Origin of the sequence: Rhodococcus sp. KBS0724 (genome assembly GCF_005938745.2) — a bacterium.
Taxonomy (GTDB): Bacteria; Actinomycetota; Actinomycetes; order Mycobacteriales; family Mycobacteriaceae; genus Rhodococcus_F.
The window spans coordinates 5,593,472-5,616,608 of sequence record NZ_VCBX02000001.1 but is presented as its reverse complement, the minus strand read 5'-3'; the positions used below and the strand labels follow the sequence as shown (position 1 = coordinate 5,616,608).

25 protein-coding genes are annotated in these 23,137 nt (G+C 60.9%); 15 read left to right on the top strand and 10 right to left on the bottom strand.

All coding sequences use genetic code 11. The annotated features are described in order from the left end of the window. Positions 1-4: 4 nt before the first annotated feature. The 7 genes from FFI94_RS25685 to FFI94_RS25655 all read left to right on the top strand — a co-directional run bounded on the left by FFI94_RS25685 (position 5) and on the right by FFI94_RS25655 (position 5,836). Positions 5-1,150, top strand: a complete 1,146-nt coding sequence (locus tag FFI94_RS25685) for a thiolase family protein (protein WP_138870295.1) — start codon at positions 5-7, stop codon at positions 1,148-1,150. A 12-nt stretch (positions 1,151-1,162) separates the two neighbouring features. Continuing rightward, positions 1,163-2,311, top strand: a complete 1,149-nt coding sequence (locus tag FFI94_RS25680; RefSeq protein ID WP_138870294.1) for an acyl-CoA dehydrogenase family protein — start codon at positions 1,163-1,165, stop codon at positions 2,309-2,311. 149 nt (positions 2,312-2,460) lie between these two features. Continuing rightward, positions 2,461-3,066 (top strand): TetR/AcrR family transcriptional regulator, encoded by a 606-nt coding sequence (locus tag FFI94_RS25675; protein ID WP_138870293.1) that lies wholly within the window; start codon positions 2,461-2,463, stop codon positions 3,064-3,066. Beyond that, positions 2,973-3,572 carry a hypothetical protein gene (locus FFI94_RS25670; RefSeq protein WP_313905558.1) on the top strand — a complete coding sequence of 200 codons (600 nt, stop codon included), beginning with the start codon at positions 2,973-2,975 and terminating at the stop codon, positions 3,570-3,572. The genes FFI94_RS25675 and FFI94_RS25670 overlap by 94 nt, the downstream gene beginning before the upstream one ends. 277 nt (positions 3,573-3,849) lie before the next feature. Further along, entirely contained in the window at positions 3,850-4,332 is a 483-nt protein-coding gene (locus FFI94_RS25665; protein WP_138873420.1) for a VOC family protein, read from the top strand. Continuing rightward, positions 4,329-5,174 carry an SDR family oxidoreductase gene (locus FFI94_RS25660; RefSeq protein ID WP_138870292.1) on the top strand — a complete coding sequence of 282 codons (846 nt, stop codon included), beginning with the start codon at positions 4,329-4,331 and terminating at the stop codon, positions 5,172-5,174. Before FFI94_RS25665 ends, FFI94_RS25660 begins: the two co-directional genes overlap by 4 nt. After that, on the top strand, positions 5,171-5,836 hold the full coding sequence (locus FFI94_RS25655; RefSeq protein WP_260684330.1) for a TetR/AcrR family transcriptional regulator: 666 nt from the start codon (positions 5,171-5,173) through the stop codon (positions 5,834-5,836). Before FFI94_RS25660 ends, FFI94_RS25655 begins: the two co-directional genes overlap by 4 nt. Before the next feature lie 6 nt (positions 5,837-5,842). On the opposite strand, the gene FFI94_RS25650 is transcribed toward FFI94_RS25655, so the two are convergent. After that, complete coding sequence (locus FFI94_RS25650) at positions 5,843-6,508, bottom strand: TetR/AcrR family transcriptional regulator (protein ID WP_138870291.1); 666 nt, start codon at positions 6,506-6,508, stop codon at positions 5,843-5,845. A gap of 92 nt (positions 6,509-6,600) precedes the next feature. On the opposite strand from FFI94_RS25650, the gene FFI94_RS25645 reads away from it, so the two are divergent. The 8 genes from FFI94_RS25645 to FFI94_RS25610 all read left to right on the top strand — a co-directional run bounded on the left by FFI94_RS25645 (position 6,601) and on the right by FFI94_RS25610 (position 14,897). Next, positions 6,601-7,899 (top strand): hypothetical protein, encoded by a 1,299-nt coding sequence (locus FFI94_RS25645; RefSeq protein WP_138870290.1) that lies wholly within the window; start codon positions 6,601-6,603, stop codon positions 7,897-7,899. An 11-nt stretch (positions 7,900-7,910) separates the two neighbouring features. Beyond that, positions 7,911-9,323 (top strand): acyl-CoA reductase, encoded by a 1,413-nt coding sequence (locus FFI94_RS25640; protein WP_138870289.1) that lies wholly within the window; start codon positions 7,911-7,913, stop codon positions 9,321-9,323. A gap of 79 nt (positions 9,324-9,402) precedes the next feature. Further along, positions 9,403-10,299 (top strand): aldo/keto reductase, encoded by an 897-nt coding sequence (locus tag FFI94_RS25635; RefSeq protein ID WP_397495504.1) that lies wholly within the window; start codon positions 9,403-9,405, stop codon positions 10,297-10,299. A 75-nt stretch (positions 10,300-10,374) separates the two neighbouring features. After that, positions 10,375-11,820, top strand: a complete 1,446-nt coding sequence (locus tag FFI94_RS25630; protein WP_260684329.1) for an aldehyde dehydrogenase — start codon at positions 10,375-10,377, stop codon at positions 11,818-11,820. Beyond that, on the top strand, positions 11,817-12,248 hold the full coding sequence (locus tag FFI94_RS25625) for a carboxymuconolactone decarboxylase family protein (RefSeq protein ID WP_260684328.1): 432 nt from the start codon (positions 11,817-11,819) through the stop codon (positions 12,246-12,248). The genes FFI94_RS25630 and FFI94_RS25625 overlap by 4 nt, the downstream gene beginning before the upstream one ends. Continuing rightward, the gene (locus tag FFI94_RS25620; RefSeq protein ID WP_138870288.1) at positions 12,245-13,159 is read left to right on the top strand and encodes an NAD(P)-dependent oxidoreductase; all 915 of its coding nucleotides are present in this window, start codon (positions 12,245-12,247) and stop codon (positions 13,157-13,159) included. The genes FFI94_RS25625 and FFI94_RS25620 overlap by 4 nt, the downstream gene beginning before the upstream one ends. 108 nt (positions 13,160-13,267) lie before the next feature. Continuing rightward, positions 13,268-13,894 (top strand): TetR/AcrR family transcriptional regulator, encoded by a 627-nt coding sequence (locus FFI94_RS25615; RefSeq protein WP_138870287.1) that lies wholly within the window; start codon positions 13,268-13,270, stop codon positions 13,892-13,894. 160 nt (positions 13,895-14,054) lie between these two features. Next, positions 14,055-14,897 (top strand): TauD/TfdA family dioxygenase, encoded by an 843-nt coding sequence (locus FFI94_RS25610; protein ID WP_138870286.1) that lies wholly within the window; start codon positions 14,055-14,057, stop codon positions 14,895-14,897. A gap of 130 nt (positions 14,898-15,027) precedes the next feature. On the opposite strand, the gene FFI94_RS25605 is transcribed toward FFI94_RS25610, so the two are convergent. From FFI94_RS25605 to FFI94_RS25565, 9 genes are all read right to left on the bottom strand, one after another. Next, complete coding sequence (locus FFI94_RS25605) at positions 15,028-16,377, bottom strand: HNH endonuclease signature motif containing protein (protein WP_138870285.1); 1,350 nt, start codon at positions 16,375-16,377, stop codon at positions 15,028-15,030. Between the two features lie 122 nt (positions 16,378-16,499). Beyond that, positions 16,500-17,261 carry a GntR family transcriptional regulator gene (locus FFI94_RS25600; protein ID WP_138870284.1) on the bottom strand — a complete coding sequence of 254 codons (762 nt, stop codon included), beginning with the start codon at positions 17,259-17,261 and terminating at the stop codon, positions 16,500-16,502. A gap of 79 nt (positions 17,262-17,340) precedes the next feature. After that, positions 17,341-18,147, bottom strand: coding sequence for an NAD(P)-dependent oxidoreductase (locus FFI94_RS25595; protein ID WP_138870283.1), 807 nt, complete (start codon positions 18,145-18,147; stop codon positions 17,341-17,343). Further along, positions 18,144-18,962, bottom strand: coding sequence for an NAD(P)-dependent oxidoreductase (locus FFI94_RS25590; RefSeq protein ID WP_138873415.1), 819 nt, complete (start codon positions 18,960-18,962; stop codon positions 18,144-18,146). Before FFI94_RS25590 ends, FFI94_RS25595 begins: the two co-directional genes overlap by 4 nt. Before the next feature lie 20 nt (positions 18,963-18,982). Further along, entirely contained in the window at positions 18,983-19,486 is a 504-nt protein-coding gene (locus tag FFI94_RS25585) for a DoxX family protein (protein WP_138870282.1), read from the bottom strand. A gap of 4 nt (positions 19,487-19,490) precedes the next feature. After that, on the bottom strand, positions 19,491-20,453 hold the full coding sequence (locus FFI94_RS25580; protein ID WP_138870281.1) for an alpha/beta hydrolase: 963 nt from the start codon (positions 20,451-20,453) through the stop codon (positions 19,491-19,493). A 98-nt stretch (positions 20,454-20,551) separates the two neighbouring features. Further along, on the bottom strand, positions 20,552-21,412 hold the full coding sequence (locus FFI94_RS25575; protein WP_138870280.1) for a mycofactocin-coupled SDR family oxidoreductase: 861 nt from the start codon (positions 21,410-21,412) through the stop codon (positions 20,552-20,554). Positions 21,413-21,493: 81 nt separating this feature from the next. Then, a complete protein-coding gene (locus FFI94_RS25570; RefSeq protein WP_260684327.1) occupies positions 21,494-22,213 on the bottom strand; it encodes an SDR family NAD(P)-dependent oxidoreductase in 720 nt (239 codons plus the stop codon). 23 nt (positions 22,214-22,236) lie between these two features. Then, entirely contained in the window at positions 22,237-23,040 is an 804-nt protein-coding gene (locus tag FFI94_RS25565; RefSeq protein WP_138870278.1) for a TauD/TfdA family dioxygenase, read from the bottom strand. Between the last annotated feature and the right edge of the window lie 97 nt (positions 23,041-23,137).

The window sequence follows — 23,137 nt, the reverse complement described above, 5'->3', positions numbered from 1 at the left end:
AGACATGCGTGAAGTTGTAATCGCCGAAGCAGTTCGGACTCCGGTGGGTAAGCGCAACGGCGGGTTGTCGAGCGTGCATCCGGCGGACTTGTCTGCAGTGGTCCTCGCTGCCCTGGCCGAGCGCACCGGTATCGATCCCGGCGTCGTCGACGACGTGATCTGGGGTTGCGTCTCCCAGGTCGGCGACCAGTCGAGCAATATCGGCCGCTACTCGGTACTCGCGGCGGGATGGCCCGAGTCCATCCCGGGTACGACGGTCAACCGAGCGTGCGGTTCGAGTCAGCAGGCACTCGATTTTGCGGTGCACGCAGTCATGTCGGGTCAGCAGGATGTTGTTGTCGCGGGTGGCGTCGAGGTCATGAGTCGGGTTCCGCTGGGCGCGGCCAAGGCGTCCGGGCAGCCCTATGGTCCCAAAGTCTTCGAGCGCTATGACAATTTCTCGTTCAATCAGGGATTGTCGGCCGAGGCCATCGCACAGAAGTGGGCTCTCACGCGTACACATCTCGACGAGTTCTCCGCCCTCTCACACGAGCGCGCCGCCGCGGCCCAGGATGACGGCGCTTTCGAAAGCCAGATCGTTTCGGTGACAACTGATTCCGGAGTTGTCTCGATCGACGAAGGTATTCGCCGCGGAACCTCGGTGGAGACTCTCGCGAAGTTGAAGCCTGCATTCGCCGATGACGGAGTCATTCACGCGGGTAACTCGTCGCAGATTTCCGACGGCGCCGCAGCACTGTTGGTGACGACGCCGGAGCGGGCACGCCAGCTCGGATTGACGCCGATCGTTCGCTACTGCGCAGGCGCCGTGACCGGCTCCGATCCGGTGCTCATGCTCACCGGTCCGATTCCGGCAACGGAGAAGGTTTTGAAGAAGGCGCGGGTCGACCTGAACGAGGTCGGAGTGTTCGAGGTCAACGAAGCCTTCGCGTCGGTGCCGCTGGCGTGGCTCGCGGAAACCGGTGCGGATCCGGCATTGGTCAACCCCCTCGGCGGCGCGATCGCGCTCGGACATCCGCTCGGTGGTTCCGGAGCGGTTTTGATGACTCGAATGATCCATCACATGCGCTACAACGGAATTCAGTACGGATTGCAAACAATGTGTGAGGGTGGCGGCACCGCAAACGCCACGCTCGTCGAACTGGCTGTGTGAGGAAGAGACAAAATGCGTAGAGAAGTGTTCACTCCCGATCACGAGTCATTCCGTAAGCTCGCCCGCGATTTCATCGAGAAGCACGTTGTCCCCGAGTATCCGTCGTGGGAAAAGGCCGGCCAGATGCCGCGGGCGACTTTCGAACAACTCGGCTCGTTGGGGCTGCTCGGTACCGCGATCCCCGAGGAATACGGGGGAGCGGGGATGCCCGACTATCGATACAACGTCATCTTGCAGGAGGAGTCGGCGCGCGCTCTGGTCACACTGAGCACGGTTCGCACACAACTCGATGTAATTCTCCCGTATTTCCTTGCTTACGCTAATGACGAGCAGCGATCACGCTGGTTCCCCGGATTGGCGGCGGGAACCCTTCTGTCGGCAATTGCGATGACGGAACCGGGTACCGGTTCGGATCTTGCGGGCGTGCGCACCACTGCGGTGCGCGACGGGGACGAGTACGTCATCAATGGTGCCAAGACATTCATTACCGGCGGGCTGCTCGCCGATCTCGTGATCGTGGTCGCCCGCACGTCGACGGATCCGGAGAATCGGCGCGCCGGTCTGTCGCTGTTGGTCGTCGAGGATGGAATGCCCGGGTTTACCCGTGGGCGTGTTCTCGACAAGATGGGTTGCAAGGTTCAAGACACAGTCGAGTTGTCGTTCGACAATGTGCGAGTGCCTGTCGCCAACAGATTGGGGGACGAGGGCGCCGCGTTCGGTTACCTCGGTCGCAATCTTCCACAGGAGCGGATGACTGTTGCCGTGGGTTCGGTGGCTCAGGCTCGGGCCGCGGTGACGGCAACGATCGAGTACGTCAAGGAGCGTAAGGCCTTCGGGACGCCCGTTGCGTCGTTCCAGAATACGAAGTTCGAATTGGCTGCGATGTCGGCTGAGGTCGAGGCCGGGCAGACGATGATCGATCGCGCGGTACTCGATCTGGTCGACGGCGAGTTGTCAGGTGCTGACGCTGCGCGGGTCAAGTTGTTCTGCACTGAAATGCAGGCGCGCGTGGTCGACCGATGCCTTCAGCTTTTCGGTGGTTACGGCTACATGATGGAGTATCCGATCGCGCGGCTCTACACGGATGCGCGTGTGGCCCGTATTTATGCAGGTACGAGCGAGGTTATGAAGGTGATTATCGCGAAGTCCCTCGGGTTGTAGGCGAATCCCGGATCCTGTCTGGGCGTTGACCGAAGAGCGGCGGATTAGCTGTGTCCTGTTGCACAACTTCACATTTGATGAGACGCTTGTCACAGAGCTGAAAACAACCTACTGTGTGTTCAGTAGGTTGTTTTGAGCAGAGGAGTTCGATGTCCGCGCAGCGCCCGTATGCCACTCTCTTAGCAAAGGGCGAAGACCGGAAACAGCTCATCCTTTCCGCTGCTCAGCGACTGCTGACACTAAATGGGTGGCGCAGTACGACGCTTGCACAGATCGCTGGTGAAGCCGGTGTGACGTCCGCTGGACTTTTGCACCACTTCGAGTCCAAGGAACAGTTGTTGCATGCCGTGTTGGACGCGCGGGATGCGGATGACGACGCTCATGCTGATCGAACCGGCGATGTCTTAGAACAGCTCGAGCAAGTTGGCGCGCGGTTCGAACGTTCGCCTCACTTGATCGGCATGTACTCGGTGCTCTTGATCGAGAGTTTGGATCCGGAGGCCCCGTTGCATGGTCGCTTGCTCGCTCGGCAGCGTGCGGCCATCGACACGATTGCCGCAGGTATCCTGCGCGGTCAACGCGCAGGCAAGTACCGCAATGATATTGACCCGGCCGTCAAGGCCGTAGAGATTGTCGCGTTTCTCAACGGAATGGAGACCTCATGGCTGCTCGATCGTTCGATTCCACTGACCGAAATATTCAAGGACTACACGCGATCGCTGACTCGACAGCTCGCGCTCGCAGGCACAGCCTGAGGTACCGCCTGGCCGTCCTCGCGCCGACGGTTGCCGACGTGGTGCGTCATGCCGGCGGGTGGATGTTCGACCAGGTGATGGCCGGCTGGGACGTCACGGTAATCATCGAAAAGCACGAGAACACTCGGCCGTTGCAGATTCTCGGCGCAACCACGTTGGATTTGGAGTCTGTTATGGCCTCGCCCAACGGGCCGCGCCCGCAGGCGATTGCTCTGGCGGGTGATCTGTTCGAGTCCAATGCGATGGTGCGTGAAGGATTGCTCGATACTCTGGATCGCGGCATCATCGACGTCACGTTGTGGGGTGACAAGGTTCCGAGCGATCTTGCTCATCACTTCGGGCCGAGTTCGCACCAGTTGAGCCGCGCTGCAATGGTTTTCAAGTCACATGCGCTTGCTGCCGCATCCAGTTCGCCCGATCCTGTCAGTGCAACCGAATCGTTTCGTGGGGTCAGCCTGTTCGGAAAGTGTCCGGCGGACGGAGTGAACCTCGTGTCAGTCGGTTAGTGAACTACTTCCCGCGCACAGTCCGTGCGGGAAGGATCGAGAAGCCACATGCTCCGGCTGTTGACGCGCATATCGTGTATCAACAGCCGGAGCATTGTCGTGGAAGCGGTGTTGCTGTGGAAAGCGTTGGTCACGTGACGGTTTGGTGGGATCCTGCAATTCCCTTGCTTTGCGCGCCCTGAAGTGAGAATATTCTTCTCATGCCAAAGAATTATGTTCTGGGTGTTGCGTGCGCACGGGTGTCACAGAGGGCGCCGCAGATCGATGTGACCGCGGAATGAAGGCCGATGATCTTTTCCATCTCGGGATCGTCACCGAGACCTTCGATCAGACCAGGGACGAACTGTCGTCGCTGTTCGGATACGAATGGGGCCCTGAGGTCGGTGGCCCGATCGACGTCACATTGCCGAGCGGTGATGCCACCGTTGATCTGCGATGTGCGTATTCGGTGACTGCTCCGCGCGTGGAAATCGTTCGCGCCGTTCCACAGTCGACTCTGTGGGACGCAAGTAAGGGGCAGGGTATTCATCATGTCGGGTACTGGTCCGACGACGTCGCGGCAGACTCCGCAGAACTTGCCGGCCACGGATATGTCACCGAGGCAACACGTCTCGGGCCGGACGGCATCCCGTTCTTCTCATTCCAGCGCAGTCCGTGGGGATTTCGGATCGAACTCGTGAGCCGAACCGCGAAGACAGGCCTTGAACAGTGCTGGGCGACACCGGTCGCGCGCGAAGCGGAAGTTGGTGCGAAGTCATGACAACTGTCGGAATTGTGACCGGCGCGGGACGTGGCATGGGTTTTGCCTGCGCGCAGCGTCTGGCCGACTCGGTAGACCGGTTGCTGCTGGTCGACCTGGATTCGGAAACCGTCACGGCGGCAGCAGCTGAGCTCTCCGAAGCCGGCAGTGCTGTCGTGGAGCCGTTTGTCCTCGATGTCACTGACCCTGTCGGCCTTGCTCGTCTGGTGGATCGGGTGCGTGAACTCGGAACTCTGCGGGCGGTGGCGCACGTTGCCGGAATCTCGCCGACCATGGCCGACTGGCGCAGGATCTTTTCCGTCGATCTTGTGGGTACGGCGTTGCTTGCGAATGCGTTGCGCCCGCTCGCCACGGCTGGAACGGCAATGGTGTGTTTTGCATCCATGGCGCCGACACTCGCGTCGCTCGCACCGGATGCAGCCACCGCTGCAGCATTGGAAGATCCTCTGCGAGAGCACTTTCTGGACGAGATCTACGAAGCGGTCGGACCGGCGATCGAACACACCGGTGCCGCGTACGCGTGGGCGAAGTACGGTGTCCAACGTTTCGTGAAGAACGAGGCCGTGCGATTGGGTTCCGTGGGTGCCCGCGTCTGCTCGCTGTCGCCCGGACTGATCGACACCCCTCAAGGCCGACAGGAAGCCGAGAACAACGCGCATCTGAGTGCGCTGGTTGCGCAGACGCCTCTCTCCCGCACCGGTAGCGCTGACGAAGTAGCAGCAGTCGTGGCGTTCCTGCTCTCGGACGACGCAAGCTTCCTCAACGGAACAGATATTCTCGTCGACGGTGGAATCTGCGCCGCGGTGCACACCAGCGGCGGACTGAGTACGGCTCGTTCGTGACGGAGTATCTTCTGCCGATGGACATGAGTGGTTCGACCACCGAGCCGACACAAGATCTGGCAACCCGCATTGCTGCGCGGGCCTTGGCTGATCGCGGCGCTGTATACGCGAGTGAGGTCCGCAGATTGCTCGACGCGGCGTTGGTGGTCATCAGGTCGCTGGGAACGAACTCTCGCCCTCGGGTCGCCGATATCGTGGCCCAAGCCGGACTGTCCAACGATGTCTTCTATCGGCATTTCAAGTCGAAAGATGCACTGGTTTCGGCAATCTTGGAGGATGGTTCCGAGCGTTTGGCAACGTATGTTGCGCATCAGATGGACAAGGAGACGACCCCCGAAGGGAAGATTCGACGGTGGGTCGAAGGCGTCCTGTCCCAGGCCGACGAAGACTCGGCGGCTACTACCCGCGCGGTGCTCTGGAATGCGGGTGGGACGGGCGTCGGCGCTGTATCGGGACCACCGTCGGCGAGCGGTCCGCTGGCGACTCTGCTGCGTGGTCCCCTTGCGCAACTGGGCAGTGCAGCACCGGAGTTCGATGCCATATTGGCGGCGCATGCGACAGTTGGAAAGCTCTCCGACTACCTGTGGCAGCGGATTCAGCCTACCGATTCGGATATCGACCGGATAACCGAATTCTGTTTACGCACAATAACGCCCGCCTAGTCGATCTCAATCAGGTCTGAGGCTGCGAAGAAACAGCGCGACTGCGGACTGAACATGGCGTTCCTGATCTGCGGGATCGTGGACAATGCCGAACGAGGCCAGGCGTGCCGGACCGCCGGATGTCATGCCGAGAAAGAGTTCGGCCAGTACGTCCGGCTCCTCGGCAACGATCTCGCCGGCTTCGGCATGTCGCACGAGTAGATCTGTGACCAACTGTTTGCGCGGCCAGAATCCCGTGCCGTGTGTTCGACGAGCGATGTCCGGAAAGCGTTCCGCGTAGGTGATCGCGATCTGTTCGAGTTTGATCATCGACGGGTTCAGCGCGCGGCCCAGCGCTGTCCTCGCAATGGCGGTCAGCGCGAATTCCAGGTTGTCGAGATCAGGTGCAGGTGGTTCTGGCACAGGCCAATCCGTACGTTGGACGGCCCAACCGAGAACCGAGCGGAAGACTGCTTCCTTGGTGGGGAATCGTGTGTACAGCGTCGGTTTGGTAGTGCCGGCCGCAGCGGCGATGGCGTTCATCGACGTGCCCTCGTATCCATGCTCGAGGAACATGGCGAGGGCGCCCTCGCGGATGGAGTGATCCAGCGCGGTGGCTTGCTCGAGCGTGGGGCGTCCCCCGCGGTTTCGGCGTTCTCCGGCTGCACCCGGTTCGGACTTGTGCGACGTCATGAACATCAGTGTGCCAGTCGAACTCAGCTATAGACAGAAAACTAAACCGATGGGTAAAGTTAATTTCGGGGGCCACATCGACTGGAGGCACAATGTCAGGGACGACCACACAGCGAGATGAGATTGTCGAGCGACTCGACGCGCGATTCCAGGAACTGCGTCAGCAGGTGCCGGTACTGAAGCAGCGGGCGGACGACGAGGGGATCACCGAAATCGCACGCCGCGAGGATATGATTCCGCTGCTGTTTCCTCACACCACGTACAAGAGTTACCCGGAATCGTTGATCGCTAAAGGTCAATGGGCACAACTTAATCGGTGGCTCGATTCGCTATCGGCGCATCGCGTCGAGGGGGTGGACGTGTCGACCGTCGTCGATGTCGACGGGTATATCGATGCCCTCGAGGCAGTCGGACACCTGGTGTCGAGTTCGAGTGGGACGAGTGGGAAGAGTTCCTTCCTGAACAAGTCCGTACGGGATCGCGAAGTGTCCATGCAGAACATGTTGGACTGCCTGACCGACTTGGGGATTCATCGCGACAACTCGTGGCACGTCATCCCCGTCGGACCGGAAACCGGCTTGAGTGGACACAACGCCATGCGTGATCTGATCTACCAGGAGTACGGCCGGCCCGACGGTATCGAACCGCCATCGGGTGCGGCGGCAAGCGGTCACTATGCCTATATGGCGCGTCTGTCTGCCATGCGCAAGGCGATGGCAGACGGGACCGCGGCACCGGACGAACTCGCAACCCATGAGGCGTCAGCCGCCGCGCGTCAAGCGGAAAACGAACGCCGCCTGCGCCATTGGGCTGAGCAGATAGTCGAACATCGCACCGAGAGAATCTTCTTCAATTCGCAATTTCCGAACCTGTTCCGCCTCACCGAGATTCTGAGAGAACTCGGAATGAAGGAAGGCGACATCACGGGGGAGAATGCGATGACGGCGGGCGGTGGGCTCAAGGGGATGTCGCTGCCCGCCGATTATCAGGATCAGATCTTCCGCATGCTCAACATCGATCCGAGCAGGTTCTTTCACTACTACTCGATGCAAGAGTTGAATATTCGTCTGCCGAAGTGCCTGTCGGGCCGGTATCACGTGCCTTCGGAATTGGTGCTGTTCGTTCTCGACAAGAACGGCGAAACGCTGGCACCCGAGTCGGACGGCAAGGTGGAAGGCCGCGCCGCGTTCTTCGACACCACCGTCGACGGACGTTGGGGCGGAACGATCACCGGTGACAAGATCTCGGTCGAACTCGGTGAATGCTCCTGTGGCCGAAGCGGTCCTACGGTTGACGCAGACATCACCCGCTATTCCGATCTGGCAGACGACGACAAAATCACCTGTGCCGGCACCACGGACGCATATGTCCGCGGATTCCTCGAGGACTGAGAGAGACATTCATGACTACGTCATCAACACTCGCACCGAGCAAATCCAAGATCCGGGTACCCCACTTCATCCGAGGAAAGCTCGTCTGGGGTGAGGACACTGAGTATCTGTCACGGGACTTCGGGGTTCCGTTTGTCACACCTGCTCTCGAACTGAACTCATTGTTCGTACCTCGCACCGAGCCGGGACCGGCGTTCGACGTGCCGATCACGGACATCATCGACTTCCTGGTCGAGACGGCAAAACATCTCACGCTCGAGACCAACGAGTACCTGCAGGAATCCCTCGAGATGACCCTCCAGGTCAGCGCGCTGCCCAGACGAATCATCGAGAACACTTTTGCGCGGCCGGGGCAGTTCCTGACGCGGGAGGCGCTGGAATACCGTCTGGACCGCACCTTCGGTGATCGCAACCTCCTCGACGGATGGGTGGAGCGCACCGACCCCAACGGTCGTGTGAGCCGGGTGCGGGCATTCCCGCCCAGACTCGTGCACATGCTGGCCGGAAACTCCCCGAGCGCTGCCATGACGTCGATTGCCGACGCGGCACTCGTCAAGGCCGTCAACGTTTTCAAGATGCCATCGGCCGACCCGTTCACCACTGTTGCGGTGCTGCGCACCATGTCCGACATCGAGCCGGACCATCCGATCCTGCGTTCGATGTCCGCCGTGTACTGGCGCGGCGGCGACGAGAAGGTCGAGAGCGTGCTCTACCGCTCTCAGTACTTCGACAAGCTCGTGGCGTGGGGTGGTGGCCCCGCTATCGAGAACGCCGCGAAGTATGCCGGTCCCGGCTTCCAGCTGATCTCCTTCGACCCCAAGGTCTCGATGTCCGTCATCGGACGCGAAGCCTTCGAGTCCGAAGAGACCCTGCGCGAGGTGGCGGAGCTGGCAGCGTCCGACGCCACGATCTTCAACCAGGACGCATGCCTCGCAGCGCGTCACATTGCCGTTGAAGGTGACATCGAGCAGGTGGATCGTTTCTGCGCGTTGCTGTGCGAGCGTCTGGGAGTCGACCGCGACTTCGCCGAAGCGGTCGGGCCGAAGACGCCGCGTGATATTCGCGAAGAAGTGGAGGGAATGCGATTCCTCGAGCCCGACTACCGCATCTGGGGCAGCTACGACGGCAGTGGTCTTGTTGTCCGCTCACCGGAACCGGTGGACTTCCACCCGACCAACAAGACGGTCAACGTCGTCCCCATTGCATCGATGGCCGACGCGGCACACTTCGCGACGGTGGCAACACAGACCGTCGGGGTATACCCGACGCATCGCAAGCCTGAGGTGCGAGATCGCCTGGCAACAGCGGGAGTTCAGCGTGTGGTCAAGCTGGGCAGTGCATTGACCGGCAGTATGGGCAGTCCGCACGACGGCATGTATCCGCTGCATCGATTTGTCAACTGGGTCGTGGACGACGATGCCTGAAGCAGTGAGTAGTGCCGGTATGCCGTTGCGCGTGCTCGGCAGATCTGGACTTCGGGTTAGTGAAATATGTTTGGGCGCGATGACATTCGGAACGGACTGGGGCTTCGGAGCCGATGAGTCCACCTGTCAGGACATCTACAAGGAATTCCGCAGTGCCGGTGGGAATTTCATCGATACGGCTAACAATTACACCAACGGTGCGAGCGAGACAATCCTCGGGCGGCTGATCGCTTCCGAGCGCGACGATGTTGTCGTAAGCACCAAGTACACGCTCCCGACGCATCCGGGTGATCCGAATTCCGGCGGAAATCATCGGAAAAGCCTCCGTCGCAGTGTCGAAGAGAGTCTGCGACGTCTCGGCACCGACTACATCGACTTGTTGTGGGTGCATGCGTGGGATAGGCAGACACCAGCCGAGGAGACGCTCCGCGGACTCGACGATCTGGTCCGCGGTGGCAAGATCTTGGCGATCGGTGTCACCAATACTCCGGCCTGGGTCGTTGCCCGCTCGAACGCAATCGCCGAGTTGCGCGGTTGGAGTGCGTACAGCGCCATACAGGTCGAATACTCCTTGGTGGCACGAAGTCCCGATCGTGAGCTACTTCCGATGGCACACGATTTGGATCTAGCCGTGTGCGCGTGGAGTCCGTTGGCTCGCGGCCTGCTCGCCGGTAAAGGCGATCCCGAACGGCTCTCGCCTGCCGGCCGGGAGGCGAGAGCCGTTGCCCACGACATTGCAGTCGAACTCGGAGCCAGCCCCGCGCAGGTTGCCTTGGCGTGGGTCATACGTCGCGGGCTCATGCCGTCGATCGGGGCGCGCACGGTGGAACAGCTTCGAGACAACTTAGGCGCACTGCATGTGAACTTCGAGGAGGGGCAACTCGAGCGTCTCGACGCTGCATCGCGGATACGGCTCGGATATCCGCACGATTTCCTGAACGAGCGGCGCGCGGTGTTGGAGCCGCAACAGTTGTAGAGAGAGCTCTCGACAAAGGGTCGGCACTTTGTTAGATTCTCGACATTAGAGTCGGCTTATTACGTCACCTTGTAGATGGGAAGCACGTTGGACAAGCTCGATCATTGGATCGCCGGTATTGCGGTGATGCCGACCAGTGCCGACTACATGCCCGTCACAGATCCGGCAACCGGCTGTGAAGCAGGGCAACTCGCGTGTGGCAATGCTCGTGACGTCGACCTGGCGGTTCAGGCCGCCGTTGCTGCTGAAACGGCATGGAAGCAGATACCGGCGCTGGCTCGGGCGCGCTTGTTCGGCGACCTCGCCCGGGCCATGCGCGCCGATTCTGCGGAGTTGGCCCGGTTGGAGATCAGCGAAACCGGCAAGCCTGAGGCCGTTGCACTGGCCGAGGTCGAGAACTCGGCAACATACTTCGATTTCTACGGCGGGCTGATCGGCATGCCGGCCGGAGATACTCTCGACGTGGCCCCGGACCAGCATGTGTACACCCGCCGTGAGGCTTTCGGAGTAATCGGCATCATCACACCGTGGAATGTTCCGCTGAACCAGGCAGCGAGGGCATGCGCACCGGCTCTGGCTGCCGGCAACACGGTGGTGGTCAAGCCGTCGGAGAGCACGTCGGCGTCGACGGTTCGATTGGCTCAACTCGCGTCCGAGGTGGGTTTTCCGCCCGGAGTCTTCAACGTGGTTCTCGGCACGGGTCGAGATGCCGGTGCGGCACTGGTGGCCCACCCGGACGTGTCCAAGGTGGCATTTACAGGTTCCGTGGAAACTGGCCGTGCTATCGGGCGAATTGCTGCAGACCGAATCATCCCGCTCACACTGGAATTGGGAGGAAAGTCCGCCAATATCATCTTTGCCGACGCCGATGTGGAGAAGGCCGTCGCCGGTTCGCTCCTCGCATTCACGGCCAATGCCGGCCAGGTGTGTTCAGCCGGCACTCGACTTCTCGTTCATCGGTCGATCCACGACGAGGTCGTACAGAAATTGGTTGCGGGTGCCGCGGCGGTGCGTCCTGGGCGCGATATCGGTCCGCTCATCACCAGAGCCCAGTTCGAGCGAGTGCAGGAATACTTCAAGATCGCGGAATCCGAAGGTGCACAGGCTGTGACCGGAGGAACGGTATCAGCGATGGCGAAGGAAACGGGTGGGTTCTACATCGATCCTACGGTGTACATCGGCGTCGACAATTCCGCCCGGATCGCGCGCGAGGAGATATTCGGACCTGTGGTTCTCGTGCTCGCGTTCGATACCGAAGACGAGGCGATTGAACTGGCCAACGACTCGGATTACGGACTGGTAGCCGGTGTTTGGACCAGCAATGTGTCGCGGGCACTGCGCGTCAGTGAGCGGATCCGTGTGGGCCAGGTGTTTGTCAACACCTGGTCCACAGGATCGGTGCAGACTCCGTTCGGCGGGTGGAAGAACAGCGGTTACGGTCGCGAAAAAGGTGTGGAGGCTCTCCATCACTACAGCCAGGTCAAGTGCGTGACCATCAAATTCGAGGGAGATTCACAGTGACACAAGAGAGCCCGCTCGATCTGGCTCACCAGACTGTCTTCGAGGCCGGTTTGGCGGTGCGTAGGGAAGTCCTCGGAGCGGAATACGTCGATGGGGCAATGGCCCGCAGTGCCGGGACCGACGGCGAAGAATTGCAGAAGTTCGTGAGCGAATTCGTGTGGGGAGGTGCATGGACCCGACCCGGCTTGGACCGACGTAGTCGTTCGCTGATCAATCTCGGAATGCTGATCGCCCTCAGCCAGCCGCATGAGTTGTCCGTCCACGTTCGCGTCGGTCTGAGCAACGGCCTGACTCGGGGCGAGATCACGGAAGCCGTCATCCACGCCACGGCCTACGTGGGAGTTCCTCTGGGTATGGCAGCGATGCGAGTCGTTCAGGAAACTCTGACCGCAGAACTGGGCCCCCTCACAGCGGAGGTGTCCGTATGAGCGTGATTCCGTTGCCGGGAAAAAGTGTCGGTCTGGTCGGGCTGGGTGCGATGGGTGGTCCGATTGCTCGCAACTTCGTCAACTCCGGTCAACCGTTGATCGTCCGTGACGCCGATGCGCCGTCGCAGCAACGGTTTCTCGACAGTCATCCGAGCGCTGTCGGCGCAATGGACTTCGCAGACTTCGCGAAGTGCGATGTGGTGGTGCTGGTTCTGCCGACCAGCGACATCGTCGATGCCGTGGTTCTCGGCGAGGGGGGATTACTGTCGCAACTGCAGGCAGGTAGCACCATCGTGGACATGGGATCAAGCATTCCGGATCGCACTCAGAAGCTGGCTGAAGTAGCTGCCGATCAGGGTATTCGAATTGTCGACGCCCCCGTCAGCGGTGGAGTCGGACGCGCCCTGAAGGCGGATCTTGCCGTGATGGCGGGCGGTGACACCGATGTCGTCGCAGAGGTTCTGCCGCTCCTGCGTGCCACCGGAACTGCGATCATCCATGTCGGTCCGGTTGGTTCGGGACACGCTGCAAAGGCCCTCAACAACCTTCTTGCGGCCAACGGTCTTGTTGCCGCAGCGGAGGCCATGTTGGTGGGCCGCAAATTCGGTATCGATCCGGCGACGCTACTTTCGGTGATCAATGCCAGTAGTGGCCGGAACCAGGCTACGGAGACGAAGTACGAAAAATTTGTTCTGTCAGGAACATTCGACTCGGGTTTCGCCGCAACTCTGATGCGCAAGGACATCGGCATCGCCTTGGACCTGGCTCGTTCTCAGGACGTATCCACTGTTCTGGGTGACACGCTCGGGAAGATCTGGGAAACCGCCGTCGACGGCCTGGCTCCGGGTGCGGATCAAACCGAGGTCGTGCGATACCTCGAAGAGCTTGCCCAGGTGTCTCTTCACGATTAGCTCAGTGTGCGTGACGCGAGGCGCGTACCCCTCATTCCACGACACCTCGTCGGGTGCGAAGATGATTCGAATCCAACGGGGTTTCGAATTCAGCGGAGTGAGGTGGTCATGGCTTCATCGTCGCGGCGCGTGGGTGCCGAGAAGTCGAAGACGCGAGATGTTCTGCTGGACAGTGTCGAGAAGATGATGCTGGACACCGGCTACGCCAGCGTGACCTATCGATCGTTGGCAGCAGAGGCCGGTGTGACCGCGAGCCTGGTCCAGTACTATTTTCCCACTCTTGACGACATCTTCCGCGCCGCAATCGCGCGGTATACCGATCGCAACCTCGCGGTATTGCACTCTGCGCTGCAGAAGCGAGCCGAAGATCCTCTCCATGTGTTGTGGGAGTACAGCTGGGATGAAGCCACAAGTGCTCTGATGACGGAGTTCATGGCTCTTGGCAATCACCGTGAGTCAATCCGTGCTGAAATCGCCCAAGTCACCGAACGGGTCCGGCAACTGCAGATGGATGCCGTGGCTCGTAAGTTCGGACCGGATACTCGGCCGGACGGCCGGCTGTCTCACGGCGCAATGGTGTTGCTGATCACCGGGATTCCCAAGTTCCTCAACCTGGAATCGGGTATCGGCGTCAACACTGCGCATGCCGAAGTGGTGGAAGCACTCGAGGGCTACATCGATTCGGTGGAGCCTCGCGTCAGGCAGACTGCACGTACAAAGCGGCCGCGGACGTAGGAAACGGATCGCGACTTTTCCCGAAAATTGGTACGACTGTATAGCAAGTGCGCTACTGTCCTGTAGTGCGCGAGATCGCTTGACGTCAGACTGCTGACCGAGCGCCAAAAGTACCTCTTCCCAGTATTTTTCGAGAAACGTACCGATCGAGGAGTTCTTCTTGCCTGCTTCCATACGTCCCATCACATCGACCGTCGGACTGGAGGTCGCAGGTCTCACTGCCGACGATCTCATGAAGTCGGATTCTGCCCGAGAGATTCGGCAACTTCTGGACCGGCATGGGGTCCTGGTGTACCGCGAGATCAACATCGACGACGACGCCCTGTTGGCGCTGAGTCGTGCACTGGGCACCGTCGTCGTGCAATCCACCGGCGAGCACCGCCTTCCGGAGATTCAGACCATCACCATGGACCCGTCCAAGACGAACGCAATCCTCGCGTCGTATCGAGCGGGAAACTTCCACTGGCACATCGACGGTGCCACACAAGTCATGCCGCAACAGGCGACGCTCCTGAGCGCTCGTGAGGTAGATCCGGCCGGCGGCGATACAGAGTTCGCCAGTACGTACGCAGCCTATGACGGCTTGAGCGACGAGGAGAAGGCCGAGTTCGAGTCTCTCGAGGTTGTGCACACTTTTGGGCATGCACAGTCGCTGGCGAATCCGGATCCCGACGAGGCAACCAGGCGAGCCTGGGCGCGGGTTCCAGCGCAGGTTCATCCGTTGGTATGGACGAGAAAGAATGGACGGAAGTCGCTGCTGCTGGGCGCTACCGCGTCCGAAGTTGTCGGTTGGCCGATCGAGCGAAGTCGTGCGTTGTTGGACCGACTGCTCGAGTGGTCCACGCGACCCGAATTCGTCCTGCGCCAGGTGTGGCGCAAAGGTGACCTTGTCATCTGGGACAACACCGGAATGCTGCATCGAGCAACGGAGTTCGAGCCCTCGTCTCAGCGGCTCATGCACCGCACGACCTTGGCGGGAGAGGAATCAGTTTGTGGCGGTTGAGGGTCTGTGGTGGGTTGGGGTTGGCCACCCGCGTGAACCCTCGCCGGACCCGCGCATGGGTGTGGGCTTCGCATCGTCTGGCTGGTGATGCGAAGCGCTGGCGCGGTATGTGCTTCCGGCAGGGCCGGATTCAGTCTCGGTGGACGGGGCCTTGGCGGGTGGTGGAGCGTCGGCGTCGCTGTTTCGGGTCGATCGCCGACGGTGGGATGAACCACGGTTTGTGATCGGAACCCATCTTGATCTCCCAAATGCCGCGGAACCCGCTGGTGCTGTGCATCAACGTATGGTGGCTGCGACAGAGCAGCGTCAAGTTGTCCATCACCGTCACACCGCCTGTTGACCACGGTTTTATATGGTGCGCGTCGCACCAGGCCGGTACGGCATCACAGTTCGGGAAGGCACAGCCTTTGTCCCGGGCAATCAACGCGATACGTTGCTCGGCTGTGACGAGGCGTTTGAGTGGGGTCGCATCCAGCGGTGCGCCCTTGCCGTCCATCAGAACGGTCGAGAGCATGCAGTCACACGCCAGCATCCGGGCTTTGCTCACACTCAGTGGCCCCATCCACGGCATGTAGCCGACATCGAGATCCTCGAACGCAGGCTCATCGTTCAGATCGGGTGCGTCATCGTTGTCTGCTCCTGTGGTGGCGCATTCCCGATGCTCGGCAAGATCTTTCGCAGTGATATGCACATTCACATGCGGACGCTGACCACCATCCACACCGGTGACAGCATTGTCCAAATACCGGCGAATGAGTTCCGTGAACGCATCGGCGGTACGTTTCGCTGCCGACCGCGCATCCGGCGTCCCGTCCGCAGCCGGTTTCGGCATCGACAACCCCGACAGCGCAGACAACAACATCTCGCCGGTGAGTGCATCGAAATCACCCTTGATCACGACCCGACCATTCAACGTCGGCGCGATCCGTAACGCATTCAGATCATTATCCTCACCGGGCGGAGGCTCATCGGATTCGAAAATCCGCTCCAAAACAGCAATCGCATACCGCACCTTGACAGTCGTAGCCTCTACTCCGGATGCGGCGGCGAGAAGGGTTTTCAGGCTTGGCATTAACGCGATGTCCGGCATCCCTTTTGGTGGGGATTCACAGAACGCGGCGATCAACGCCGCATGATCGAGCGAGAGATCTCCGGCCTCGAACTGCGCAGCAATATCGGGGAACGATCGCAGTGCGGCACCGAGAGCGGCGATCTTGTTGCCGGCCGAGTTCTGCAGCATCGTATTGGCCGCCAACCACCGGCCCACACCGCGGTAGCAGAGCACTTGTTCATCCGGATTCAGTGCCAGCTCGTCGACCGCGGCAACTCGAATCGCTTCCAACCGAAGAATTTCCGCGGACACCGATACGGCGACATCGCGAACCTCGGCCGGACGTAGGCGCCACAACCTGCCACGCACACCCACAGCCGAACCGGCTACAACATCCCCCACCGCAATTGAATCGCTCACCATGGTCATCAAGGCCTCCCCACCTGTGACCTAAGTATACTCGAACATCCATTCGATTCAAGGGATATTTCAGGCACATTCTTCCGAATGATGTTTGGAGCCAGAGGTATCGGTGGATCTTGCAGCAAAATTCAGGAGCCGTGACGGCCGGCGCGCTGAATCGAGAGTCGATGCTCGTACCGTTCAGACGCATGCACCGTCAGTGAGATTTCAACCGGAACTCCGTTGCCGTTTCGGTAGACCCGCTCGATGTGTAGGGCAGGTCTACCCGGCGCGGTGTGCAGAATTTCGGCGACGTCGTCGGAGACGAGAATCGCGGTGACGGTTTCCTCCGCCCCGGCAACGGGACCCGCGACACTACCGACCGAAGCGAGGATGGTTCCGGGTGTTCGTCTTGTCGGGATCAGGTTCTCTGATATCAGTTTTTCGGCGACGTCGGGCGGAAGGATGATCGTGTTGACGGCGTATGGCTGGTCGTCGATCCAGCGCCGAACCTTCAACTGCGCCACAACAAGACCGTCGAGTTCGAGCTTTTCGGCGTGGACACGATCGCGTCGGAGTTCGAGAGGCGAGATGACTTCCATCTCGGTGCCCGGCCACTCCTCGAGCTGTTCGATCGAATCGGTGGCGCGAACGGAGCGGCCGGTGCTTGGCTGATCCGTCGGAAATGTTCCTCGGCCACGGACGCGATACACCAGGCCGTCCGCCACGAGCTCTTGAAACGCTCGACGCACCGTTTGTCGCCCGAGGCCGTACTCGGTCATCAGTTCGGTGTCGGTCGGCAGAGGGGTGTTCTGGTCGTAGCGGCCGGCTGCCACAGCTTCGGCAAGAGTCAGAGCAAGGCGTCGGTACCCCGGTAGATCGGTACTGCCCGACAGGACTGACCCGCCCATCTTGTTCTCCCGCTTATGGTCGATTGACTGCCGATATTCTCATCGGCAACGCTATCGCATTCGGAAGAACCGGCGTGAGTCAGACGCGATTCGGTAGTGCGGCGTTGACCGCGTCGTCGAGCAGTCCGAGATTGCCATCCAGTTCGGTGGCGACCTGTCGGACGACGCCTACGTCCTTGCGCAGGAAATCTCCGACGGAGTCCGCGAATGCGGCCACTGAACCTTTGGCAGAAACACTGGTCAGAGCCCGGCTGTTGGAACTGCCGTAGGGAAGTGCCGCGAGCAGATCACCCTCGTCGATCCCGAGTTGTGTTCCCAGCCGGACAGCTTCGGCAAGAAGGCCGATCTGAGCAGCGAAGAGGGCATTGTTGACAAGCTTGACCCGCTGCCCGTTGCCGATCGGTCCAACGTAGAGAACTGGATCGGCGTAGCTTTCCAAGGTCGGCTGGATGCGTGCCAGTGTGTTGGCATCACCGCCGACAAAGAGGGTAAGCCTGCCCGCGGCAATATCGTGCGGTCCGCCGCTGACCGGTGAGTCCACGACTGCGACACCGAACTGTGCTGCGTGCTCGGTGACGGCTTCAGCTGTGCGAGGGCTTCCCGTTGTATGCAACACCAGGGTTGATCCGCGAGGCATCGACGCGAGCAGATCGCTGCCGAGGCATACCTCGCGAACCTGCTCGTCCGTGAAGACACAGATGATCACGAGGTCGGTGTCTGCGCCGACCTCGGCAAAGGTGGACACGGCTTGTGCGCCGGATGCTTCCAGCGCAGTTCGCGATTCGGTTGAACGTGCAAGCCCGCGAACCTCGTGACCGGCTTCGACGAGACGACTGACCATCGGTCCGCCCATCCGTCCGGCGCCGATGAACCCGACGCGCGTCATCGGCGGTGATCCATGAGTTCGAGGGTGGCATCAGCTGCAGTCAGTACAACTCCGGTGGGTGCTTGGGCTGTTGTCGCAAGATCCGCAATCAGGCCGACGTCCTTCTGGAGCAAGGTGCCCGCGTGCTGGGCGATACGCTCGAGTGTTCCACCGGCAGAGACGATCCGGCTCAGCGCAAAGCTGTTTGCCGTGCCGTGTGAGATGACGTCTCCGAGGCGGTTGGGATCAACACCGAGCGACTGGCCGAGTGCAAGCGTGTTCGCGGCTGTAGCCAAGTTTGCCGTGAAGAGAAGATTGTTGAGCAGCTTCGTGATCTGACCGGAGCCCAGAGGGCCGAGGTGAACGACAGGATTCGCGTACATCGAGAAGACAGGACGGACGCGTTCGAAGTCTTCGTCACTTCCTCCGACCATCACCAGAAGGCGGCCTTCCGTAGCGGCGATGCCACCGCCACTGACTGGAGCGTCAACGACGGAGACTCCTCGAGCAGTCGCTGTTTCGCCGAGTTCGCGACAAGTGTCCGGGTGAACTGTGCTGTGCACGGCGATGATTCCACCTGGCTTCATTCCGGCGAGGACTCCGTCCTCGCCCGTGACAACGTCGAGAACATCGGCGTCGCTGCCGACGCAAATACACACGAGATCGCTTGCCGCGCCCAGTTCCGCCGCAGATTCGGCGAACTTGGCCGCGGTGTCGGAAAAGGGAACTCGGGCTTCGGGACGTCGTGCCCACAGAGTGGTTTCATAGCCGGAGTGGACGATTCGCCGTGCCATCGGTGCGCCCTGGCTACCGAGTCCGATGAATCCTACGTGCATCGCGGGTCCTCCTAGAGTGATCATGAAACCTCCTGTAGCTGTGGCCGCCAGAACAAGCCGAGAAGTACAGCGGTGCCGACTGCGCCCATTCCGAGGGCGATACCGCCACCCGCCCACCCGGAGACATCGATGTTCAGTGCGCCGTCGAGAGATATGCTGCCGGGCCCGAGCATCGCTGAGGCGAGCGCGACGAGCGCGAGCACCATCACGTACTCGTAGCCGTCACGGAAGATGAAGAATCCGTTGGGGCGGTGTGCGAGTATCCCGGCAACCAGCATGACCGAGATGACCGCCGCGCAGGCAAACGAATTCAGGAATCCGACGATCAGTAAGATTCCGGCACCGACTTCGGTGACTACGCTCATCCAGGCTTGGAAGGTGCCGTTGCGTAGTCCGAGTCCGCTGAACCAGCGGGCGGTACCCTCGATCTTTCCGCCGCCGACCCAGTGATTGACTCCGTGGGCAATCATGGTCGAGCCCACGGCCAATCGGATCAGTAGAAGTGCAACGTCTGCGGAATTCATGGAGTCACCTTCCGTGGCTCGCGTGAGCCGTGCTGTCGTCTGTTGGCAGGTCTGCGAATTCGGATCGACCGGCGATGCATTCCTCGACAAACGCCAAGACGCGGAGGTGATATGCAGTCGCGGTATAGCCGAGGCTGAGGTTGTGTCCGCCGTCGAACTGCTTGTCCACCAACACCCGAGGTGCAGCGGTGAACAACTCGGCGACGGCGAGCAGCGCCGCGGGATCGTTGCGCCACACATGCTCGTATTCGCCTGCAGTGAAATGAACGGGAATATTCACGCGGGCAGCCAGTTTGGGGAAGTTCTCGCGAGGCCAGTTTCGCACCACGTCACCTTCGTACTTCGGTGTCCGGGATGCGATCGGGAGACCGCCGAACAGTTCTTCCGCGTACAGCCGGCTGGGCTGCCACAGCAATTCACGCACGGCGATCGGATCGGCATTGCGGGCGGTGACGCCCAGGATTTCCTGTGCAAGGGGCTGTTGCTCGCGGCCGGTGCCGGAGAGTTCGATACCGAGGAAGGCGTCTCCGCGCTCGTCTGCGGCCAACCTGGTGGCCAATTCGCAGCCGATGGAGTGAGCCAGAACGAATATACCTGCGCCGCGGTCGATTCCTTCGAGATGATGTTCGATCGCCGCATACGTCATGTCGACGCGTACATCGGGATCGGCCAATTCGGCTGCCTGGGGATTCGAGCTGCCGTACCCAGGTCGGTCGAGTGCAAGCACGGTGAATCCGAGGGCTGCTGCGGTGCGCAACAGCGAGAGTCGGGGGTGCCCGGGGCAGTCGAAGTATGCAGAGTTTGTTGCCCCGCCGTGCACAGCAAGAATGACCGCGCGTGGTTCCGGAACCTCGATCAGCAACGCGGACATGGGAATGCCGTCGACATCGACGGTCCGGTGCACGGGCGCGCGGTCTGAAGCGATTGTGCCAGTCGAACTGGCGACTACGGTATTCGTGGTGCTCATGTATCCGTCCTGAAGAAATAGCGAGCACTGACTTCGCGAGGGGTGAGGATTGAAACTTCGCCTTCACGAATGTGTTTCGTGAAGGCGAAGTCCAAGGCTCAGATGTGGTAGTCGTACGACTTCAGGTAGCCGCCGCCGTCAACGCGCATCTGCATGCCGGTGACGTACCGAGCCTGCTCCGATGCGAGGAAGAGGACGGTCTCACTGATGTCCTCGGGCTCGACCCACGGAATCTGCATTGCCTGCTGGACCGGGAACGACAGCACTGCATCTTCGCGGCCCGGGTTCTCGAGGTCGGGACGGAAGGACTTGTACATCGATTCGTTGTGCAGCATGTCGGTGTTGCAGTTGGTGGGATGCACCACGTTGGCACGGATTCCGCGCGGTGCGAGGTGTGTAGCCAGTTCGTGCACGTAGTGGGAGAGTGCACGCTTGGAGAACACGTACGCAACTCCGCCGAGATCCTTGCCGGGCACGTCGACCTTGCTGGTGTCGATCATCGACGCAGTCGAACCGGTGGCGATGATCGAGGCACCCTTGCCGAGGTAGGGCAGTGCTGCCTGGATCGCGTTGATCGTGCCGACGAGGTTGGTGTCGACGGTGTCGGACCAGGCCGCGATATCCGGTTCACCGCGCATTCCTGCAACGCCGGCCTGCGCGACAACGATGTCGAGGTGGCCCAACTCGGCCACGCCGCGCTCGAGCGCCGCACGCAACTCGTCGACCTTACGGACGTCGGCCTTGGCGGTGACGATGCGGCGACCGTGCTTCTCGACGAGACGGGCAGTCTCTTCGAGGTCCTCGGGAGTGGCCATCGGGTACGTAATGGAATCGAAGTCGGCGCAGATGTCGACGGCGATGATGTCGGCACCCTCTTCGGCCAAGCGCACCGCATGGCTTCGGCCTTGACCCCGCCCGGCGCCGGTGATGAACGCAACCTTGCCTTCAACGCGTCCCATGGTGAATCCCTTCGTTTGATGTGTTGGGTTGTTCAAACTGGTTGCGCAACAGGTGTTTTTGCCGCGCGTACAGCGGAAGGACTAGGTGTTGCGGCCGCCGTTGACGCCGAGGATCTGACCGGTGATGTATCCGGCTTCCTCGGAGATGAGGAACGCACAGGCAGCGGCGATGTCCTCCGGTCGGCCGACGCGCCGGACCGGTGTCTTGGCAATGTGGTCTTCGACGGTGCCGCCGAGAAGACGCTTGCCTTCTGCCGTACGCAGCATCGGGGTGTCGATGAATCCGGGGGGAACGGCGTTGACGGTGATTCCCTCGGGGCCGAGTTCCAGCGCCAAGGATTTTGTGAGGCCGTTGACCGCGGACTTGGACGCGACGTAGTGCGTCATGAACGGCTGCCCGGAGTGCGCACTGGACGACGAGATGTTGACGATGCGCCCCCAGCCGGCTTCGAGCATGTCGGGGAGTGCTGCTTGGCAGCAATGGAACACGCCGTCGAGGTTGACGTCGATGACGCGTTTCCAGTCGTCGAATGACAGCTTCGTGAATCGTTGGAATCCGTCGAGGCCGGCTGCGTTCACCAGGATGGTGACGGGACCCAATTCTGTGCGGATCTCCGCCAGAACTTCGTCCAATCGGGCACGGTCCGTGACATTTGCTGTGTACGAATACTTTTCGTCAGACGGTGTGAGGTCGATCGTGGCTACGTTGTATCCGTCGGCGCGCAGACGTTCTGCGACAGCGCGACCGATACCCGAACTGCCACCGGTGACAACTGCAGTTCGCGTGATCTGAGTACTCACGTTCTCTCCGTTCGCGGATTCGCTCATGCCCACGGCTCGTTGCCGAGGATTGTGGTGCGGTGCATCGTTCGCTCCGACTTGGGGTCGTAGGGAAGTGCACGATGCAGCATTCCGGTGTTGTCCCAGATGACCACGTCGTCGACCTCCCACGTGTGGCTGTAGGAGAAGCGCTCCTGGGTGGTCCACGCGAGCAGTTCGTCGAGGAGCGCCCGGCTTTCGTCAGGCTGCATTCCCACGACGTGGTCGGCCGTTGCGCCGAGGACGAGTGACTTGCGTCCGTCGCGGTGTTCCCAGACCAATGATGATTCATGGGTGGGCAGATGGCGCCAGGATGCAAGTTGCTTCTCAGTGGGGTTCGGCTCGATAAGTCGCTGCGCAGCTTCGAAGCTGTGCACGACGCGAAGGTCGTCGTAACGCTTACGTTCCTGCTCCGGCAGATTCTCGTACGCCGCGTACGTGCTGGCGAATTCGGTGCCTCCGCCCGTCATGGCCACGTGCCGCGCAGTCAGCATCGTCGCCTTGGCCGGCACGTCGTTGGTGGTGTCGTCGATGTGCCAATTGAACGTGCCCCGAAGGTATTCGGCCGACGGGTTCTTGGCCGGGTCGAGCGTGACCTTGAAAATTTCCTTGCCCGCGGGGGCCAATACCGGTCCGAGCTTGCGGCTGAATGCGATCTGAGCATCGTCGTCGAGGTGCAAACCGCGGATGAGTAGTACACCGCGCCACTTCAATGCCTCCAGGCATCTCGCAACTACAGCCTCGTCGTCCAAGCTGTCGATACCGATGACCTCTACGCCCAATGCCGGGCTGAGCGCCTTAGTCTCCATCAGAAGAATCTCCCTTCAATTTATGAGAACCATACTCTCGCTTTCATGATGCCCGCAAGAGTCGAAGAAGGGCAGATCACTCAGGGGGAAGTCTGGC

What these genes read in the sequence shown, in the direction of transcription:
- FFI94_RS25580 (WP_138870281.1), bottom strand. Translation starts at nt 20,453, where the DNA reads ATGAGCACCACGAATACCGTAGTCGCCAGTTCGACTGGCACAATCGCT.
- FFI94_RS25575 (WP_138870280.1), bottom strand. Translation starts at nt 21,412, where the DNA reads ATGGGACGCGTTGAAGGCAAGGTTGCGTTCATCACCGGCGCCGGGCGG.
- FFI94_RS25615 (WP_138870287.1), top strand. Translation starts at nt 13,268, where the DNA reads ATGGCTTCATCGTCGCGGCGCGTGGGTGCCGAGAAGTCGAAGACGCGA.
- FFI94_RS25620 (WP_138870288.1), top strand. Translation starts at nt 12,245, where the DNA reads ATGAGCGTGATTCCGTTGCCGGGAAAAAGTGTCGGTCTGGTCGGGCTG.
- FFI94_RS25670 (WP_313905558.1), top strand. Translation starts at nt 2,973, where the DNA reads ATGGCTGCTCGATCGTTCGATTCCACTGACCGAAATATTCAAGGACTA.
- FFI94_RS25675 (WP_138870293.1), top strand. Translation starts at nt 2,461, where the DNA reads ATGTCCGCGCAGCGCCCGTATGCCACTCTCTTAGCAAAGGGCGAAGAC.
- FFI94_RS25600 (WP_138870284.1), bottom strand. Translation starts at nt 17,261, where the DNA reads ATGGGCGGGTCAGTCCTGTCGGGCAGTACCGATCTACCGGGGTACCGA.
- FFI94_RS25630 (WP_260684329.1), top strand. Translation starts at nt 10,375, where the DNA reads ATGGGAAGCACGTTGGACAAGCTCGATCATTGGATCGCCGGTATTGCG.
- FFI94_RS25635 (WP_397495504.1), top strand. Translation starts at nt 9,403, where the DNA reads ATGACATTCGGAACGGACTGGGGCTTCGGAGCCGATGAGTCCACCTGT.
- FFI94_RS25565 (WP_138870278.1), bottom strand. Translation starts at nt 23,040, where the DNA reads ATGGAGACTAAGGCGCTCAGCCCGGCATTGGGCGTAGAGGTCATCGGT.
- FFI94_RS25660 (WP_138870292.1), top strand. Translation starts at nt 4,329, where the DNA reads ATGACAACTGTCGGAATTGTGACCGGCGCGGGACGTGGCATGGGTTTT.
- FFI94_RS25585 (WP_138870282.1), bottom strand. Translation starts at nt 19,486, where the DNA reads ATGAATTCCGCAGACGTTGCACTTCTACTGATCCGATTGGCCGTGGGC.
- FFI94_RS25665 (WP_138873420.1), top strand. Translation starts at nt 3,850, where the DNA reads ATGAAGGCCGATGATCTTTTCCATCTCGGGATCGTCACCGAGACCTTC.
- FFI94_RS25605 (WP_138870285.1), bottom strand. Translation starts at nt 16,377, where the DNA reads ATGACCATGGTGAGCGATTCAATTGCGGTGGGGGATGTTGTAGCCGGT.
- FFI94_RS25595 (WP_138870283.1), bottom strand. Translation starts at nt 18,147, where the DNA reads ATGACGCGCGTCGGGTTCATCGGCGCCGGACGGATGGGCGGACCGATG.
- FFI94_RS25650 (WP_138870291.1), bottom strand. Translation starts at nt 6,508, where the DNA reads ATGACGTCGCACAAGTCCGAACCGGGTGCAGCCGGAGAACGCCGAAAC.
- FFI94_RS25680 (WP_138870294.1), top strand. Translation starts at nt 1,163, where the DNA reads ATGCGTAGAGAAGTGTTCACTCCCGATCACGAGTCATTCCGTAAGCTC.
- FFI94_RS25590 (WP_138873415.1), bottom strand. Translation starts at nt 18,962, where the DNA reads ATGCACGTAGGATTCATCGGACTCGGTAGCCAGGGCGCACCGATGGCA.
- FFI94_RS25685 (WP_138870295.1), top strand. Translation starts at nt 5, where the DNA reads ATGCGTGAAGTTGTAATCGCCGAAGCAGTTCGGACTCCGGTGGGTAAG.
- FFI94_RS25645 (WP_138870290.1), top strand. Translation starts at nt 6,601, where the DNA reads ATGTCAGGGACGACCACACAGCGAGATGAGATTGTCGAGCGACTCGAC.
- FFI94_RS25640 (WP_138870289.1), top strand. Translation starts at nt 7,911, where the DNA reads ATGACTACGTCATCAACACTCGCACCGAGCAAATCCAAGATCCGGGTA.